The sequence below is a fragment of the Nocardioides aurantiacus genome (assembly GCF_003752505.1).
In the GTDB taxonomy this organism is placed as follows: Bacteria; Actinomycetota; Actinomycetes; order Propionibacteriales; family Nocardioidaceae; genus Marmoricola; species Marmoricola aurantiacus.
In genome coordinates this window covers 1,366,638-1,382,840 of sequence record NZ_RKHO01000001.1, presented here as the reverse complement: position 1 = coordinate 1,382,840, position 16,203 = coordinate 1,366,638, and the positions used below count along the sequence as shown (strand labels likewise).

13 protein-coding genes are annotated in these 16,203 nt (G+C 74.2%); 10 read left to right on the top strand and 3 right to left on the bottom strand.

Going from position 1 to position 16,203, the window contains the following annotated elements:
* Positions 1 to 7: 7 nt before the first annotated feature.
* A complete protein-coding gene (locus tag EDD33_RS06580; RefSeq protein ID WP_123389625.1) occupies positions 8 to 568 on the top strand; it encodes a type II toxin-antitoxin system PemK/MazF family toxin in 561 nt (186 codons plus the stop codon).
* Positions 569 to 593: 25 nt separating this feature from the next.
* Positions 594 to 1,085, top strand: a complete 492-nt coding sequence (locus EDD33_RS06575) for a DUF2243 domain-containing protein (RefSeq protein WP_123389624.1) — start codon at positions 594 to 596, stop codon at positions 1,083 to 1,085.
* 130 nt (positions 1,086 to 1,215) lie between these two features.
* Here EDD33_RS06575 and hrpA read toward each other — a convergent pair whose 3' ends face one another.
* Positions 1,216 to 5,013 carry an ATP-dependent RNA helicase HrpA gene (gene hrpA, locus EDD33_RS06570; RefSeq protein ID WP_123389623.1) on the bottom strand — a complete coding sequence of 1,266 codons (3,798 nt, stop codon included), beginning with the start codon at positions 5,011 to 5,013 and terminating at the stop codon, positions 1,216 to 1,218.
* A 69-nt stretch (positions 5,014 to 5,082) separates the two neighbouring features.
* Positions 5,083 to 5,670, bottom strand: a complete 588-nt coding sequence (locus EDD33_RS06565) for a hypothetical protein (RefSeq protein ID WP_123389622.1) — start codon at positions 5,668 to 5,670, stop codon at positions 5,083 to 5,085.
* Positions 5,671 to 5,807: 137 nt separating this feature from the next.
* On the opposite strand from EDD33_RS06565, the gene EDD33_RS06560 reads away from it, so the two are divergent.
* The 4 genes from EDD33_RS06560 (at position 5,808) to EDD33_RS06545 (ending at position 11,330) form a co-directional block, all read left to right on the top strand.
* The gene (locus EDD33_RS06560) at positions 5,808 to 6,554 is read left to right on the top strand and encodes a response regulator transcription factor (RefSeq protein ID WP_056538412.1); all 747 of its coding nucleotides are present in this window, start codon (positions 5,808 to 5,810) and stop codon (positions 6,552 to 6,554) included.
* Position 6,555: 1 nt separating this feature from the next.
* A complete protein-coding gene (locus tag EDD33_RS06555) occupies positions 6,556 to 7,986 on the top strand; it encodes a sensor histidine kinase (RefSeq protein WP_123389621.1) in 1,431 nt (476 codons plus the stop codon).
* A gap of 81 nt (positions 7,987 to 8,067) precedes the next feature.
* Positions 8,068 to 10,116, top strand: coding sequence for an ArnT family glycosyltransferase (locus tag EDD33_RS20665; RefSeq protein ID WP_123389620.1), 2,049 nt, complete (start codon positions 8,068 to 8,070; stop codon positions 10,114 to 10,116).
* On the top strand, positions 10,113 to 11,330 hold the full coding sequence (locus EDD33_RS06545; RefSeq protein WP_246003398.1) for a bifunctional glycosyltransferase family 2/GtrA family protein: 1,218 nt from the start codon (positions 10,113 to 10,115) through the stop codon (positions 11,328 to 11,330). Before EDD33_RS20665 ends, EDD33_RS06545 begins: the two co-directional genes overlap by 4 nt.
* Before the next feature lie 55 nt (positions 11,331 to 11,385).
* Here EDD33_RS06545 and EDD33_RS06540 read toward each other — a convergent pair whose 3' ends face one another.
* On the bottom strand, positions 11,386 to 11,991 hold the full coding sequence (locus EDD33_RS06540; RefSeq protein ID WP_246003397.1) for a TetR/AcrR family transcriptional regulator: 606 nt from the start codon (positions 11,989 to 11,991) through the stop codon (positions 11,386 to 11,388).
* A gap of 72 nt (positions 11,992 to 12,063) precedes the next feature.
* On the opposite strand from EDD33_RS06540, the gene EDD33_RS06535 reads away from it, so the two are divergent.
* Genes EDD33_RS06535 through EDD33_RS06520 form a run of 4 tightly spaced genes read left to right on the top strand, consistent with a single transcriptional unit; the run spans position 12,064 to position 16,190 of the window.
* Positions 12,064 to 13,614, top strand: coding sequence for a flavin-containing monooxygenase (locus tag EDD33_RS06535; protein ID WP_123389618.1), 1,551 nt, complete (start codon positions 12,064 to 12,066; stop codon positions 13,612 to 13,614).
* Positions 13,611 to 14,462 (top strand): SDR family NAD(P)-dependent oxidoreductase, encoded by an 852-nt coding sequence (locus tag EDD33_RS06530; RefSeq protein WP_123389617.1) that lies wholly within the window; start codon positions 13,611 to 13,613, stop codon positions 14,460 to 14,462. Before EDD33_RS06535 ends, EDD33_RS06530 begins: the two co-directional genes overlap by 4 nt.
* A gap of 44 nt (positions 14,463 to 14,506) precedes the next feature.
* Positions 14,507 to 15,052, top strand: coding sequence for a ribonuclease FAU-1 family protein (locus EDD33_RS06525; protein ID WP_123389616.1), 546 nt, complete (start codon positions 14,507 to 14,509; stop codon positions 15,050 to 15,052).
* Between the two features lie 25 nt (positions 15,053 to 15,077).
* Positions 15,078 to 16,190: a glutamate--cysteine ligase gene (locus EDD33_RS06520; RefSeq protein ID WP_123389615.1), complete on the top strand. Its 1,113-nt coding sequence runs from the start codon at positions 15,078 to 15,080 to the stop codon at positions 16,188 to 16,190.
* Positions 16,191 to 16,203: the final 13 nt, after the last annotated feature.

Here is a 16,203-nt window from a genome sequence, read left to right as displayed (position 1 = left end):
GACGACGATGAGGCTCCGGCTCTCCGACCTCCGGGCGATCACCCCGCTCATCCCCCGCGGCGCCGTCCGCGACGCGCTCGAGCAGGTCACCCGGGCGGGTCGCCGGTCCTCGGGCAAGCGAAGCTCGGGTCGCGCTTCACCGCGGCGCACGGGGTCGTCACCGGCACCCGGCTCGGGCGCACGTTCCGGTGACCGTGTCGTCGGCTGGGACGCCCGCGCCGACGGGCGGCCCGACCCGGGCGAGGTGTGCTGGGCGTGGGTGCCCTACGAGGAGGACGCCTCCCAGGGCAAGGACCGCCCCGTGCTCGTGATCGGCTCCGAGGGGAGCTCGCTGCTCGCGCTGCAGCTGACCTCGCAGGACCACGACCGCGACGCCGAGCAGGAGCGACGCGCGGGGCGCGTCTGGATGGACGTCGGCACCGGTGAGTGGGACGCCCAGCGGCGGCCCAGCGAGGTGCGGCTCAACCGGCTGCTGCAGCTCGACCCGGCCTCGGTGCGACGCGAGGGCGCGGCGCTCGACCGCACCACCTTCGACGCCGTGGTCGAGGCCGCCCGCCCCTGGCTGTAGCCGCGGCCAGCGGGTACGGGCCGGTGTGACCAGCACCCGCTCGCCCGCATCCACCCGGCTCCCCCCGAGCCGCCTGCCCGGCCTGCTGCTCGGCATCGGCTTCGGCGGCTTCGTCGACGGCATCGTCCTCCACCAGGTGCTGCAGTGGCACCACATGATCAGCTCCGTGCCCGGCAGCCCCACCACGACCGTCGCCGGCCTGGAGGCCAACACGCTGGCTGACGGCTTCTTCCACGTGCTCACCTGGGTGCTGGTGCTGGCGGGCTCCCTGGCCACGGTGTCGGCCTGGCGGCAGGACCGGATCGCGCCGACCTGGTCGTTCCACCTCGGTCTGCTCCTCGCGGGCTGGGGCTCGTTCAACCTCGTCGAGGGCCTGGTCAACCACCAGCTGCTCGGCGTCCACCACGTCCGCGACGACCTCGGCGCACCGCTGTCCTGGGACCTGGGCTTCCTCGCCTCCGGCCTGCTGTTCGTCGTCGTCGGGTGGGCGGTCCACCGGCGCGGCGTACGTCGCTGAGGGGGCGTGGCCCGGCGGACTGCGCGAGGACTCGGGAGAGGGTGGCGCGTGCCACGGTCTCCCGAGCGCGCCCGAGCCGTGCGGGTCCCCGGGGGCGGTCGGGCCCACAGCACGACCGACCGACCGACCGTCAGGCGTCGAGCGCCTTGCGGATGCGGGCGTCGGAGACGGGCTGGGCGGTGCCGAGCTGCTGGGCCCACAGGCTGACGCGGTACTCCTCGAGCATCCAGCGCACGCGGCGTACCGGCGCCGTCGGGGGGACGCCGGAGGGCAGGGCGGCGAGGCGGTGCTCCCACGCCTGCTGGAGCGGCGAGACGGAGTCCATCAGCTGGCGGTCGCGCACCAGGTCGCCGAGCCGCTCGACGCGCAGCAGCATCGCCTGCAGGTAGCGCGGGTAGTGCCGCAGCGCCTCGGCCCCCGCGTCGGCGACGAAGCCGGGGCCGACCAGGCGGCCGAGCTGGGCACGGAGGTCGTTCATCGCCGGGAGCGCGGCCATCTCGACCCGACCGCGCAGCGCCTTGTCGACCGGGCGCCAGGCGGCCAGCACGCGCAGCACCTGGTGGAGCACGCCGGCGGCGCGGTCGGGCAGCTCCTGGCGGGCGCGGACGACGAGCGCGTCGAAGGCCGCCTCGTCGCGCACCGGCCTGGCCTCGTCGACGAGCGAGCCGGCGGCCGCGACGACGCAGTCCTCGACGAGGGCGCGGGCGCCGGGGTACGGCGACGCGGCGAGGCCGAGCTTGGCGGCGTTGTCCAGCCCCTCGACCATCGCGGCCACGGGCGAGGGCACGGCGAGCAGCAGCAGGCGCCGTACGCCGAGGCGGTGGTGGGCCTCCTGCTCCGCCGCCGAGGCGACCACCTGGAGCCCCACGGTGCTGCCCTCGTCGACCAGCGTCGGGTAGGCCCGCACCTCGTGGCCGGCGCGCGACTGCGTGAACGACGTCTCGACGGTGCCGAAGCTCCAGCGGGTCCGACCGGTCGCGCTGATGCCGGACTCCGAGGCGACCTGCTGCACGGCGGCGTCGAAGGAGGGGCGGAGCGGGGTCTTCAGGGCCTCGAGGTCCTTGCCGACGGCGACCTCGCGGGCGTCCTCGTCGAGCACGCGGAAGGTGGGGCGCAGGTGGGCGGGGACCTTGGCGAGGTCCCAGACGTCGCGGGGCACGTGCACCCCGGTCATCGCGCGCAGCTGTCGGGACAGGGCGTCGAGCAGGTCCTCCTCGCCGGGCGGCGCGACGTCGAGGAAGCGCCGGGCGAAGTCCGGCGCCGGCACGAAGTTGACCCGCAGCTGCTTGGGCAGCGACCGGATCAGGGCGGTGACCAGCTCGTGGCGCAGACCGGGGACGTTCCAGGTGAAGGGCGCCGGGCCGACGGCGTTGAGGGTGGCCAGGGGCACGTCGACGGTCACGCCGTCGTCGTCGGAGCCGGGCTCGAAGTGGTAGCTCAGCGAGAAGGTCAGCGGCCCCTCCTGCCACGCGTCGGGGAAGTCGCGCCCCGTCACCTCGCCGGCGGTGTCGTGGACGAGCATGTCCGGGTCGAAGGTCAGCAGGTCGGGACGGCGGCGCCGCTCCTGCTTCCACCAGCCGTCGAAGTGGCCGCCCGAGACGACCTCGGCCGGGATCCGCGCGTCGTAGAAGTCGTAGAGCGTGTCCTCGTCGACCACGATGTCGCGCCGTCGGGCGCGGTTCTCCAGCTCGGCGGCCTCGTCGAGCAGCTGCCGGTTGGTCTCGAAGAACTTGTGCCGCGAGCGCCACTCGTCCTGCACCAGCGCGTGGCGGATGAACAGCTCGCGGGCGTGCACGGGGTCGCGGGCGCCGAGGGCCACGAGCCGGTCGGCGACGAGCGGCACGCCGTACAGCGTGACGCGCTCGTGGGCCATCGCCGCCTCCCGCTTGCTCGACCAGTGGGGCTCGCCGAGCTGGCGCGAGACCAGGTCGCCGGCCAGCCGCTCGGCCCAGACGGGGTCGATGGCAGCGTTCTGCCGGGCGTAGAGCCGCGAGGTCTCGACCAGCTCGGCCGCCATCACGAGGTCGGGCTGCTTCTTGAACAACCCGGATCCGGGGAAGATCGAGAACCGCGTGCCGCGCGCGCCGAGGTAGTCGCGCTTCTCGGTGTCGCGCAGCCCGATGTGGCTGAGCAGCCCGGACAGCAGCGCCTGGTGGACCGCGTCGTCGTCGACCGGGTCGTCGGCGCCGGCCGCACGTCCGGGGGTCAGCCCGACCTGCTTGGCGACCTGGCGCAGCTGCGACTCGAAGTCCTGCCACTCCCGCACCCGCAGGTAGTTGAGGTGCTCCTCGCGGCACAGCCGCCGGAACGCGCTCGAGCCCATCTCGGCCTGCCGCGCCTTGAGGTGGCGCCACAGGTTGAGCCAGGTCAGGAAGTCCGAGCGCGGGTCGCGGAACCGCGCGTGCAGCTGGTCGGCGTGGGCGCGGTGCTCGACGGGCCGCTCGCGCGGGTCCTGGATGGACAGCGCCGCGGTGATCACCAGCACCTCGCGCAGGCAGCCGAGCCGGTCGGCCTCCAGGATCATCCGCGCCAGCCGCGGGTCGATCGGCAACCGCGCCAGCGACCGCCCGGTCCGGGTCAGCCGCGGTCCGCGCCCGCCGCGACCGCCGCCCCCTCGCCCGCCGGTCGAGCTCGTCGGGACCAGCGCCCCGAGCTCCTCCAGCAGCTGCACGCCGGCCCGCACCGCCCTGGTGTCCGGGGGCTCGACGAACGGGAACCGCTCGACCTGCCCCAGCCCCAACGAGGTCATCTGCAGGATCACGCTGGCCAGCGAGGTGCGCAGGATCTCGGGCTCGGTGAACTCCGGGCGCGACTCGAAGTCCTCCTGGCTGTAGAGCCGGACCGCCACCCCCGCCTCGACGCGGCCGCACCGGCCCGAGCGCTGCTGGGCGCTGGCCTGGCTGATGGCCTCGATCGGCAGCCGCTGCACCTTGGTGCGGGTCGACCACCGGCTGATCCGCGCCAGCCCGGTGTCGACGACGCCGGTGATGCCGGGGACCGTCAGCGAGGTCTCGGCGACGTTGGTCGAGAGCACCACCCGACGGCGGGTGTGGCGCTCGAACACCCGGTGCTGCTCGGCGCCGGAGAGCCGGGAGTAGAGCGGCACCACGTCGAAGCCGCCGCGCACCGCGCGCGGTCCCTCGGCGAGGTCGGCCAGCGCGTCCGCGGTGTCGCGGATCTCGCGCTCGCCCGGCAGGAAGACCAGCACGTCGCCGGGGGTGTCGCGCACCAGCTCGGAGACGGCGTCGCGGATCGCCTCGGTCTGGTCGCGCTGGACGGGCTCGCCCTCGTCGTCGTCGTAGGACTCCTCGACCAGGGGCCGGTAGCGGACCTCGACGGGGTAGGTGCGGCCCGAGACCTCGATGATCGGCGCGGGCGTGCCGTCGGCGGCGGCGAAGTGCTGCGCGAACCGCTCCGGGTCGATGGTGGCCGAGGTGATGACGACCTTGAGGTCGGGCCGGCGCGGCAGCAGCCGCCGGAGGTAGCCGAGTATGAAGTCGATGTTGAGGCTGCGCTCGTGGGCCTCGTCGATGATGAGCGTGTCGTAGCGCTGCAGGTCGCGGTCGTGCTGCAGCTCGGCCAGCAGGATGCCGTCGGTCATCACCTTGACCCGGCCCTGCTTCGAGGTCTTGTCGGTGAACCGGACCTGGTAGCCGACGGTCTCGCCCAGCTCGGTGCCGAGCTCCTCGGCGATCCGCTCGGCGACGCTGCGGGCGGCGATCCGGCGGGGCTGGGTGTGGCCGATGAGCTTGCCGCCGGCGGCCGTCCCCTCGCCCCGTCCCAGCAGCATCGCGATCTTGGGCAGCTGGGTGGTCTTGCCGGACCCGGTCTCGCCGGCGACCACGACGACCTGGTGGTCGCGGATCGCGGCCGCGATGTCGTGGCGTCGGCCCGAGACGGGGAGGTCGGGAGGGAAGTGGAGGCGCACAGCCCCACCAGTCTGACGGGCGCGGCCCCGCAGGCCCAACCGGGAGGCCGCGCCCGTCGTCGTGAGGACCTAGGTGGTCGGGTCGGACGCCCCGCTCGGCGCCTCGGGAGCCCCGTCGGGAGCCCGGTCAGGAGCCCCGTCGGGAGCCTCGCCCCGGGGACCGTCCGGCGCCCCCTGCGGCGCCCCCTGCGGCGGCGCCGGGGGCCCGTCGCCGTCCCCGCGGGGACCGTGGCGGTGGTCGCCGTCCCCGTCGCAGCCGGCGGCACCCTCGGGGGCCTCGTCGTCCCCCTGGCCGGGAGCCGTGCCGGGACGGGGGGCGGTGCCGTAGCCCGGGGCGCCGTACCCGCCCGGGCCCTGGCCGCCCTGGAGGCCGCCGCGGGCGCCGTTGCCGTCGGCGCCGTCCGCGCCGTCGCCGGCCGCCGCGATGGCGACGCCGCCGGCGGAGCCGAGGATCACCGCGGCGGCGCCGACGACGGCCGCGCCGCGCCAGCCCGTGAGCCGCTGCAGCCGGCCCACGCGGGCCGCGGGCGCGGCGGATCGCTCGTCGCCGGGAGAGGTGCCTGCGGGGAGCGAGACGGTCGGGTCGGGGCCGGCGGACGCGGGGTCGGGTCGCTCGCCCGGGGGGACAGGACGCTGTGGCTGGGTGTCGTCGTTCATGCCAGGCACCGTCGCCGCCGTACCTGTCAGGGCCCTGTGACGACGCTGGCCGCGACCTGCGGGTCCTGGCCCACCTTCACAGGTGATGCACAGCGTGTTCATGGACTCACGCCGGACAGCCGCCTCACAGTGGAGTCATGAAGAACGGCTCCCCCGACCTCACCCGCCCCGACGGCTCGCCGCTGCGGGTGCTCGTCGTCGACGACGAGGAGAACATCGCCGAGCTGCTCAGGATGGCGCTGCGCTACGAGGGCTGGGACGTCGAGGTCGCCCTGACCGGCTCGAGGGCCGTCGCGGCGGCCAAGCGGTTCCGCCCCGACTCGGTGGTGCTCGACATGATGCTGCCCGACTTCGACGGCATGGAGGTGCTGCGCCGGATGCGCACCGACGCGGCCGACGTGCCCGTGCTGTTCCTGACCGCCCGCGACTCCGTGGAGGACCGCGTCGCCGGGCTCACGGCCGGCGGGGACGACTACGTCACCAAGCCGTTCTCGCTGGAGGAGGTCGTGGCCCGGCTCCGCGCGCTGATGCGGCGCGCCGGCGCCCAGCAGGCCCGCAGCGACTCCACGCTGACCGTCGGTGACCTCAGCCTGGACGAGGACAGCCACGAGGTCAGCCGGGGCGGCACCGAGATCAGCCTGACGGCCACGGAGTTCGAGCTGCTGCGGTTCCTCATGCGCAACCCGCGCCGCGTGCTGAGCAAGGCCCAGATCCTCGACCGGGTCTGGAACTACGACTTCGGCGGCCAGGCCAACGTGGTCGAGCTCTACATCTCCTACCTGCGCAAGAAGATCGACGCCGGACGGGCGCCGATGATCCACACCATGCGCGGCGCGGGCTACGTGCTGAAGCCGGTCGAGGCCGCCGCCGCGGACGCCGGCTGAGATGCGTACGCCGCGGACGCTCACCGCCCGCCTCGTCGTCACCGCCGTCGCCCTCGTGGCGGCGGTGTCGCTGCTCATCGCCGCGATCACCACGCTGGCGATCCGCTCCTCGCTGCTCGACCGGCTCGATGACGACGTGCGGGCGTCGGTGCAGATCGGGCAGGGCCCCGGTGACCCCGACGGGGACGGCGACGGCCCCCCGCCTCGGCTCGACCGCCGCAACCAGGGGCCCGGGACGCTGATCTCGTTCATCGACGGCTCGGCCGGCGCCGCGGCCACCGAGGGCGTGGTGCTGACCAGGTACGGCGGCACGCGGGCGCTGTCGAGCACCGCGCTGGACGAGCTCGCCGACGTCCCGGTCGACGGACGCGTGCACGCCGTCGACCTCCCGGCCGTCGGGCACTACCGCGTCGCCGCCCGGTCGACGACCGACGGCAGCACCGTGGTCAGCGGGCTGCCGACCGGCGAGGTCGACGAGACGGTCGCCACGCTCGTCGGCTACGAGGCGCTGCTGGTCCTGCTGGGCCTGGGGCTGGCCGCCGGCCTCGGCACCGTCGTCGTACGCCGCCAGCTGCGGCCGCTCAACGAGGTGGCCGCCACCGCCGACCGGGTCTCCCACCTGCCGCTGTCCTCGGGCGAGATCGCCCTCGACGACCGGGTGCCGGCCCACCTGACGGACGAGCGCACCGAGGTCGGGCGCGTCGGGGCGGCACTGAACAGCCTGCTGGTGCACGTGGAGTCCTCGCTGGGCGCGCGGCACCGCAGCGAGCAGCAGGTGCGGCAGTTCGTCGCCGACGCCTCGCACGAGCTGCGGACCCCGCTGGCCACGATCCACGGGTACGCCGAGCTGTCGCGCCGCACGCCGGACGACCCGGTCGCGCTCTCCGGGGCACTGACCAAGGTCGAGACCGAGACCGACCGGATGTCCGCGCTGGTCGAGGACCTGCTGCTGCTCGCGCGCCTGGACTCCGGGCGCCCGCTGGAGCGCGAAGAGGTCGACGTGACGCTGCTGCTGCTCGAGTCGGTCACCGACGCGCGGGTGCTCGCCCCCGACCACCACTGGCGCCTCGACCTGCCCGACGAGCCGGTGACCGTGACCGGCGACGTCGACCGGTTGCACCAGGTGGTGCGCAACCTGCTGGGCAACGCCCGCGCGCACACCCCGCCGGGCACGACCGTGACCGTCGGGGCCGCCGTGGCCGGCGACCGGGTACGGGTCGCGGTGCACGACGACGGGCCCGGGCTGCCGCCCGCCCTGGTGACGCAGGCGTTCGAGCGGTTCACCCGCGGCGACTCCTCGCGCACACGGTCCTCCGGCGGCGCGGGGCTCGGGCTCTCGCTCGTCGCGGCGATCACGGAGGCCCACCACGGCACCGTCGCGGTGGAGTCGCGTCCCGGGAGCACGACCTTCGTCGTCTCGCTCCCCCGCTGACCTCGCTGCGCGACCGGGCCTCACAGGACCTGCACAGAGGAGCCACACGGCGCTCGCAGTCCCGCTCGGCACGGTGGCCCCATGGACACCACCAGCACGCTGTCGCGGTCGACCGCCCCGACCCCGCCGGCCCCCTCGCCCACCCCGCCCACCACCACGGGGTCCCGCCCCGCCCGGCACGGCGACGGCGCCGGCCAGGCCCTGCGCCGGGCCTGGCGCGGCCCCGACGCGGACCCCGGGTGGGCCCGACCGGCCCTGCTGGCGCTGCTCGGCCTCACGGCGCTGCTCTACCTGTGGGGCCTGGGCGCCAGCGGCTGGGCCAACTCGTTCTACGCCGCGGCCGTCCAGGCCGGCTCGGAGTCGTGGAAGGCCTTCTTCTTCGGCTCCAGCGACGCCGCGAGCTCGATCACGGTCGACAAGACGCCGCTCGCGCTGTGGCCGATGGCGCTCTCGGTGCGGGTCTTCGGGCTCTCCAGCTGGAGCATCCTCGTCCCCCAGGCGCTGATGGGGGTGGCGACCGTCGCGCTGCTGCACCGGCTGGTGCGGCGTACGACGGGATCGGCGGCCGCCGGCCTGGTCGCGGGCGCCGTGATGGCGCTGACGCCGGTCGCAGTGCTGATGTTCCGGTTCGACAACCCCGACGCGCTGCTGGTGCTGCTGCTCGTCGGGTCCGCCGGGGCCACCCTGCGCGCGGTCGAGGAGACCCGGGCCGGGGCCACCGGCCGCCCGGTGCGCTGGGTCGCGCTCGGCGGCGCCCTGGTCGGACTGGCCTTCCTGGCCAAGATGCTGCAGGCGTTCCTGGTGCTGCCCGCCCTGGCGCTGGTCTACCTGCTCTTCGCCCGCACCTCGTGGGGCAAGCGGCTCGGGCACCTGCTGGTCGCGTTCGGCGCGATGCTGCTGGCCGGCGGCTGGTGGGTCGCGATCGTCGAGCTCTGGCCCGCCTCGAGCCGTCCCTACATCGGCGGCTCGCAGACCAACTCGATCCTCGAGCTCACGCTCGGCTACAACGGCCTCGGCCGCCTCAACGGCGAGGAGACCGGGTCGGTCGGCGGTGGTGGCGGCTGGGGCTCGACCGGCCTGTTCCGGCTCTTCGGCAGCGAGGTCGGCGGCCAGGTCGCCTGGCTGCTGCCCGCGGCCGTCGTCCTCGCCGTCGCGGCAGTGTGGTTCGTGCGACGCCGTCCCCCGGTGCTCGCCCCGCTGGTGCTGTGGGGCGGCTGGCTGGTGGTCACCGGCCTGACGTTCAGCCTGATGGCCGGCATCTTCCACGCCTACTACACCGTCGCCCTGGCCCCCGCGATCGCGGCGCTCGTCGGCACCGGCGCCTGGGTGCTGTGGCAGCACCGCTCCTCGCTGGTGGCCGCGGGCGTGCTGTCGGCCACCACGGCGATGACCTCGGTGCTCGCCTTCGTGCTGCTCGACCGCACCAGCGACTTCCTCCCGTGGCTGAAGTGGGTCGTCCTGGTCCTCGGCCTGGTCGCGGCACTGGCGCTGTCCGCGCTGGGTCAGCTCCCCCGCACCCTCGCCCTCGGTGTGGCCGCGACCGCCCTCGCGGTCGGCCTCGCCGGCCCCGCGGCGTACGCCGTCAGCACGGCCGCCACGCCCCACACCGGCTCGATCCCGAGCGCCGGCCCGGCGTCGTCGACCGGTCCCGGTGGCCGGGGTGCGCCCGGTGGGGCGCCCGGTGGGATGCCCGGAGGGATGCCCGGTGGGATGCCCGGCGCCACCGCGGCCGGCGCTCCCGGCGCCGGGACGGGCGGCGGGACGGGCGGGCTGCTCCAGGCCAGCGAGTCCTCGGCCGAGATGACCGCGCTGCTCCGGGCCGACGCCGACGCCTACACCTGGGTCGCGGCGACGGTGGGCGCCAACAACGCCTCGGGCTACCAGCTGGCCAGCGAGGAGCCGGTGATGGCGATCGGCGGCTTCAACGGCAGCGACCCGAGCCCCACGCTGGCGCAGTTCCAGCAGTACGTCGCCGACGGCCAGGTGCACTGGTTCATCGCCTCCGGCGGCAACGGCGACGGGGTCGGCGGCGCCGGGAGCAGCGAGATCGCCACCTGGGTGAGCGAGAGCTTCACCGCACGGACGGTCGACGGCACGGCGGTCTACGACCTCTCGGCCGGGATCCGGTGAGCGCCCTGCTCGAGCCGGCGGGGGGTCCCCTCCCCGCCGGGTCGGAGCGCACGGCCCTGGCGACGGTGCTCGACGTGGTCATCCCGGTCTACAACGAGGAGGCGCAGCTCGAGGCGTCGGTCGCGCGGGTGCTGGAGCACCTGCGGACGCTGCCGTGGAGCGCCCGCGTCACCATCGCCGACAACGCCAGCACCGACCAGACGGCGCTGATCGCCCGCCGCCTGGCCCACGCCCACGCCGACGTCGAGGTGGTGCACCTGGCCGAGAAGGGGCGGGGCCGGGCGCTGAAGCGGGTGTGGCACGCCTCGGCCAGCGAGGTCCTCGTCTACATGGACGTCGACCTGTCCACCGACCTGGCGGCGCTGCTGCCCCTGGTCGCCCCGCTGGTCAGCGGCCACTCCGACCTGGCGATCGGCTCCCGGCTCGCCCGCACCTCGCGGGTGCAGCGGGGCGCCAAGCGTGAGCTGATCTCGCGCGGTTACAACCTGGTCCTGCGGCAGGCGCTGCGGGCGCGGTTCAGCGACGCGCAGTGCGGGTTCAAGGCGATCCGGCGCGACGCCGCCCGGGAGCTGCTGCCACTGGTGCGCGACGACGCGTGGTTCTTCGACACCGAGCTGCTCGTCGTGGCCGAGCGCGCCGGGCTGCGGATCCACGAGGTGCCGGTCGACTGGGTCGACGACCCGGACAGCAGCGTCGACCTCGTCCGCACCGCGCTCGACGACCTGCGCGGCGTCGCCCGGCTCGGCACCGCGCTGCTGCGCGGCACGCTGCCGCTGCGCGAGGTCGGCGAGCGCCTCGGCCGCACCAGCGCCGGGGCGGGTCGCGGTCGGCTGGGGCTCCAGCTGGGGATGTTCGTGCTGGTCGGCGCCGCCTCGACGCTGGCCTACGCCCTGCTGTTCGTGCTGCTGCGCTCCACGTTGTCGCCGTGGTGGGCCAACGCCCTGGCGCTGCTCGTCACCGCGGTGGCCAACACGGCCGCCAACCGGCGGTTCACCTTCGGGGTGCGCGGTCGCCGTGACGTCGTACGCCACCAGGTGCAGGGGCTCGTCGTCCTCGCCGTCGGCCTCGCCGTCACCACCGGCGCCCTCCACCTCGTCCACCGCGTCTCCGACCCCGGCCCGACCACCGAGGTCGTCGTCCTCACCGCGGCCAACCTCGCCGTCACGGTGCTGCGGTTCGTCGCGCTGCGGTGGTGGGTGTTCGTGCGGCGGTAGGTGGGCCGACAGCAGGACTCCCGGGCAGGCAGACCGACGCCCGCCGCGCCCGCCCTCAGGGGCGCAGCGGCGCCAGGATGCCGGGGAGGGAGGCGGCGAGGTGGGCGAGGAGCTCGTCGCGGGAGACGCCGCGGTCGTCACGGACCCACTCCACGACGACCTCCTCCATGAAGGCGGCCCAGCCGCGCACCAGGAGCCGTACGGCGGGGGTGTCGGTCAGCCCGAGCTGGGCGGCCTCCTGGGCCACCGCGCCGTCGAAGAGCCGGTCGGTGAGCGCGTTGCGGGACTGCTCGTAGATCTCCTGCAGCTCCGCGCTGCCGCCGGCGGCGCCGCGGACCAGGGAGACGTAGCCACGGTAGTTGGCTGCCACGTAGTCGACGTAGCGCTCCAGCGAGCCGGCGAGCTGCTCGAGCTGGGTGCCGACGCCGTCGGGGGCGGTGACGGCGAACAGGTCGTCCGCGGCACGGCGTACGACGGCCACGTGGAACTCCTGCTTGCCGCCGAAGTAGTGGTAGAGCAGCCCGCGCGAGATGCCGGCCTCCTCGGCCAGCACCTCGATCGAGAGGTCCTCCAGCGACCGGGAGCCCAGCAGGCGCACGCCCAGCTCGAGCAGCTGCTCGCGGCGGGCGTCCGGGGACATGCGGACCCGTGACGACGTCATGTGGGCCATCTTACTGAACTTCTTTCAACAACGTTGTTGACGCGCGTTCAACAGGCTGGGAGCGTAGGGGACATGAGCCAGCAGCAGACCAGCACGAAGGACGCGCAGCAGTCCGGCGGCCCCTCGCTCCCCTCCCGGGTGCGGGTCCTGGTGGTCGGCGCCGGGTTCGCCGGACTGGGCACCGCGATCAAGCTCGACGAGGACGGCGTGACCGACTTCGTCGTCGTCGACAAGGGCGCAGGAGTCGGCGGCACCTGGCGCGACAACACCTACCCCGGTGCCGCGTGCGACGTGCCGAGCCAGCTCTACAGCTTCAGCTTCGCGCCCAACCCCGACTGGTCCCGCTCGTTCTCCCAGCAGCCGGAGATCCACGCCTACCTCGAGCGCACCGCCCGCGAGGCCGGCGTCCTCGACCGGTTCGCCTTCGGCGTGACCGTCGAGGACGCCACCTGGGACGAGACCGACCGGGTGTGGCAGGTCGTGACCGACCACGGCACCGTGACCGCCGAGGTCCTGGTGACGGGCTCGGGCGGGCTGTCCGAGCCGCGTCTCCCCGACATCGAGGGCATCGGCTCCTTCGGCGGCCGGATCTTCCACTCGGCGCGCTGGGACCACGACACCGACCTCGCCGGCAAGCGCGTCGCCGTGATCGGCACCGGCGCCTCGGCCATCCAGATCGTGCCGCGGCTCGCCGAGACCGTCGGCCACCTCGACGTCTACCAGCGCACCGCGCCGTGGATCGTCCCGCGGCAGGACCGCGCCTACCCCGCCCTCGAGCGCGCCGCCCTGCGCCACGTCCCCGGGCTGCAGCGGCTCTACCGGCTCGGTGTGTTCCTGGCCCGCGAGACCTACGTGCCGGCCTTCACCGCCGCTCCCGACATCGCCAAGCCGGCGGAGCTGATGGCCCGGGCCAACATCCGCAAGGGCATCTCCGACCCCGCGCTGCGCCAGGCCGTGACGCCGGACTTCAAGCTCGGCTGCAAGCGGGTGCTGATCTCCAACGAGTACTACCCCGCGCTGGCCCAGGACCACGTCGAGCTGGTCACCGACCGGATCGCCCGGGTCACCCCGACCGGCATCGTCACCGCCGACGGCACCGAGCGCGAGATCGACGTGCTCGTCGTCGCGACCGGCTTCCACACCACCGACCAGCCGATCGCGCACCACATCAAGGGTCGTGACGGCCGCACCCTGGCCGACGTGTGGCGCGAGCACGGCATGACGGCGTACAAGGGCACCACGATCGCCGGCTTCCCCAACCTGTTCCAGATCGTCGGCCCCAACACCGGGCTCGGCCACTCCTCGATGGTCTTCGTCATCGAGAGCCAGATCCGCTACATCCGGGCCGCGCTGGCGCACCTCGAGGAGCACGGCGTCGCCACGGTGGAGCCGCGTCCGGAGGCCCAGCGCCGCTGGAACAAGCGCCTGCAGCGCCGGATGCAGCACACCGTGTGGCACCAGGGCGGCTGCGCCAGCTGGTACCTCGACGAGCACGGCCGCAACACCACGCTCTGGCCGCGCAGTCTCTTCACGCTGCGCCGCCAGCTCGCCGGCTTCGACCCCGCGGCGTACGTCGCGACACCCCAGCAGCACACCACCGACACCGAGGAGAACGCAGCATGAGCTCACGACTGGACCGACTCCAGGGCAAGGTCGTCGTCGTCACCGGCGCCGGCTCCGGCATGGGCCGCGAGGTCGCGCTGCTCGCGGCGCAGCACGGTGCCCGCGTCGCCGTCAGCGACGTCAACGAGCAGGGCTTGGCCGAGACCGTCGACCTGCTCAAGCATGCCGGCGCCGCCGAGGTCCGCAGCGACCGCGTCGACGTGGCCGCCCGGCAGGAGGTCATCGACTGGGCGGCCGCCGTGGCCGAGCAGTTCGGCACCGTCAACGTGGTCGTCAACAACGCGGGCGTCAGCTATGCCGGCGACTTCGAGGAGATGCCGTACGACGACTTCGACTGGATCGTCGGCATCAACTTCATGGGCGTCGTCCACGGCACCAAGGAGTTCCTGCCGCACCTGATCGCCTCCGGCGACGGCCACCTGGTCAACATCTCCAGCCTCTTTGGCCTGATCAGCATCCCCGGCCAGAGCGCCTACAACGCCACCAAGTTCGCCGTGCGCGGCTTCACCGAGGCGGTGCGCGAGGAGATGATCGTCAACCGCCACCCGGTCAAGGTCACCTGCGTGCACCCCGGCGGCATCAAGACCGGCATCGCGCGCAACGGCCGCAAGGTCGCCGGCACCGACGTGCAGGCCACCGACGACTTCTTCGACCAGAAGCTGGCCAAGATGACGGCCGACAAGGCCGCCCGGATCATCCTCGAGGGCGCCCTGGCCGGCAAGCCGCGCCAGCTGGTGGGCCTGGACGCCCACGCGCTGCACCAGTTCGGCCGCATCGCGGGAGCCCGCTACCAGGACGTCGTGGCCCGCGTCGCCGGTCGGATGAACCCCGGCAAGAAGATCGTCTGACGGGCTCCGGGACGACCGGCCCCGCTGGTCGTATCCTCGCCCGCATGCCTCCCGCACCCGACTCCACCCGCGCGGCCGCCGCCGCGCGGGTGGAGTGCCGCAAGTGGCCCGACTCGCCGCACTGGGAGTTCGACGCGGTCCGCCTGGGCCAGGACGGCCACGGCACCTGGGTGGGCATCACCGAGGGCACCCTCCTGGCCAGCCCCACCCGCGCCTTCCACGCCGCCGCCGACCACGTGACGCTGGTGCCCCACGACGCCTGGTGGCTGGCCACGTTCTACGGCGACGACGCCCGCCGACCCTTCGACGTCTACGTCGACATCGCCACCCCCGCGACCTGGCACGACGACCACCTGGTGCGCGCCGTCGACCTCGACCTCGACGTCATCCGGGGCACCACGGGTCGCGTCTGGGTCGACGACGAGGACGAGTTCGCCGCCCACCGGGTGGAGCTGGACTACCCCGACGAGGTCGTCGAGGGAGCGGTGCGCAGCTGCCAGGAGGTGCTCGCCGCCGTCACCGACCGCACCGGCGCCTTCGACGGCACCCACCTCGGCTGGCTGGACCGGCTGCGCCGCACGCAGCGCTGAGACCGGGCCGTGGAACGATGAGCCGGTGCCCATCGACTTCCACGACTCCCCCACCCCCAGCCTCGGGGTCGAGTGGGAGTTCGGGCTCGTCGACCGGCACACCCGCGACCTCGTCAACGCCGCCTCCCAGCTCTTCGACCTCGTCCACAAGCGCCACGGCGAGCAGCCCCGCATCCACCGCGAGCTGCTGCGCAACACCGTCGAGCTGACCACCGGCATCTGCCGCACCACCGGGGAGGCCGTCGACCAGCTCGCCGAGCTGATCGACCTGGTCCGACCGCTGGCCGCCGAGCTCGGCGTCGACCTCTACTCCGCCGGCACCCACCCCTTCGCCGAGTGGTCGCGCCAGCAGCTCACCGCCGGCCAGCGCTACGAGGAGCTGATCGCCCGCACCCAGTGGTGGGGTCGCCAGATGCTCATCTGGGGCGTCCACGTCCACGTCGGCGTCAAGGGCGAGCACGCGATGCCCGTCGTCTCCGCGCTGCTGAAGTGGTACCCCCACCTCCAGGCCCTCTCGGCCTCCTCCCCCATCTGGGCCGGCACCGACACCGGCTACGCCAGCAACCGCGCGATGATGTTCCAGCAGCTGCCGACCGCCGGCCTGCCCTTCGCCTTCGAGGACTGGGCCGGGTTCGAGCGGTACGCCGACGACCTGATCACCACCGGGGTGATCGAGCACATCGACGAGATCCGCTGGGACGTCCGCCCCGCCCCCACGCTGGGCACCGTCGAGGTCCGGATCTGCGACGGCGTCTCCACGCTGCGCGAGATGCGGGCCCTGGTCGCCCTGACCCACTGCCTCGTCGTCCACCTCGTCGACCGGCTCGAGCGCGGCGAGACGTTGCCCACGCTGCCGCCGTGGCACGTGCAGGAGAACAAGTGGCGGGCGGCGCGCTACGGCCTCGACGCCTGGATCATCCTCGACGACACCTCGGCCGAGCGGCTGCTGCGCGACGACCTCGCCGACCTCCTCGTGGAGCTGGCCCCCGTCGCCGAACGGCTGGACTGCGTCGAGGAGCTCGCCTCGGTCGCCGACATCCCCCGGCAGGGGGCGTCCTACCAACGCCAGCGGCGCGTCGCCGAGCGCACCGGCGGCGACCTCGTCTCGGTCGTCGAGTCGGTCGTCGGCGAGCTGTAGCCCGCCCCACGCC

What these genes read in the sequence shown, in the direction of transcription:
- EDD33_RS06580 (WP_123389625.1), top strand. Translation starts at nt 8, where the DNA reads ATGAGGCTCCGGCTCTCCGACCTCCGGGCGATCACCCCGCTCATCCCC.
- EDD33_RS06565 (WP_123389622.1), bottom strand. Translation starts at nt 5,670, where the DNA reads ATGAACGACGACACCCAGCCACAGCGTCCTGTCCCCCCGGGCGAGCGA.
- EDD33_RS06560 (WP_056538412.1), top strand. Translation starts at nt 5,808, where the DNA reads ATGAAGAACGGCTCCCCCGACCTCACCCGCCCCGACGGCTCGCCGCTG.
- EDD33_RS06555 (WP_123389621.1), top strand. Translation starts at nt 6,556, where the DNA reads ATGCGTACGCCGCGGACGCTCACCGCCCGCCTCGTCGTCACCGCCGTC.
- EDD33_RS20665 (WP_123389620.1), top strand. Translation starts at nt 8,068, where the DNA reads ATGGACACCACCAGCACGCTGTCGCGGTCGACCGCCCCGACCCCGCCG.
- EDD33_RS06540 (WP_246003397.1), bottom strand. Translation starts at nt 11,991, where the DNA reads ATGACGTCGTCACGGGTCCGCATGTCCCCGGACGCCCGCCGCGAGCAG.
- EDD33_RS06535 (WP_123389618.1), top strand. Translation starts at nt 12,064, where the DNA reads ATGAGCCAGCAGCAGACCAGCACGAAGGACGCGCAGCAGTCCGGCGGC.
- EDD33_RS06530 (WP_123389617.1), top strand. Translation starts at nt 13,611, where the DNA reads ATGAGCTCACGACTGGACCGACTCCAGGGCAAGGTCGTCGTCGTCACC.
- EDD33_RS06525 (WP_123389616.1), top strand. Translation starts at nt 14,507, where the DNA reads ATGCCTCCCGCACCCGACTCCACCCGCGCGGCCGCCGCCGCGCGGGTG.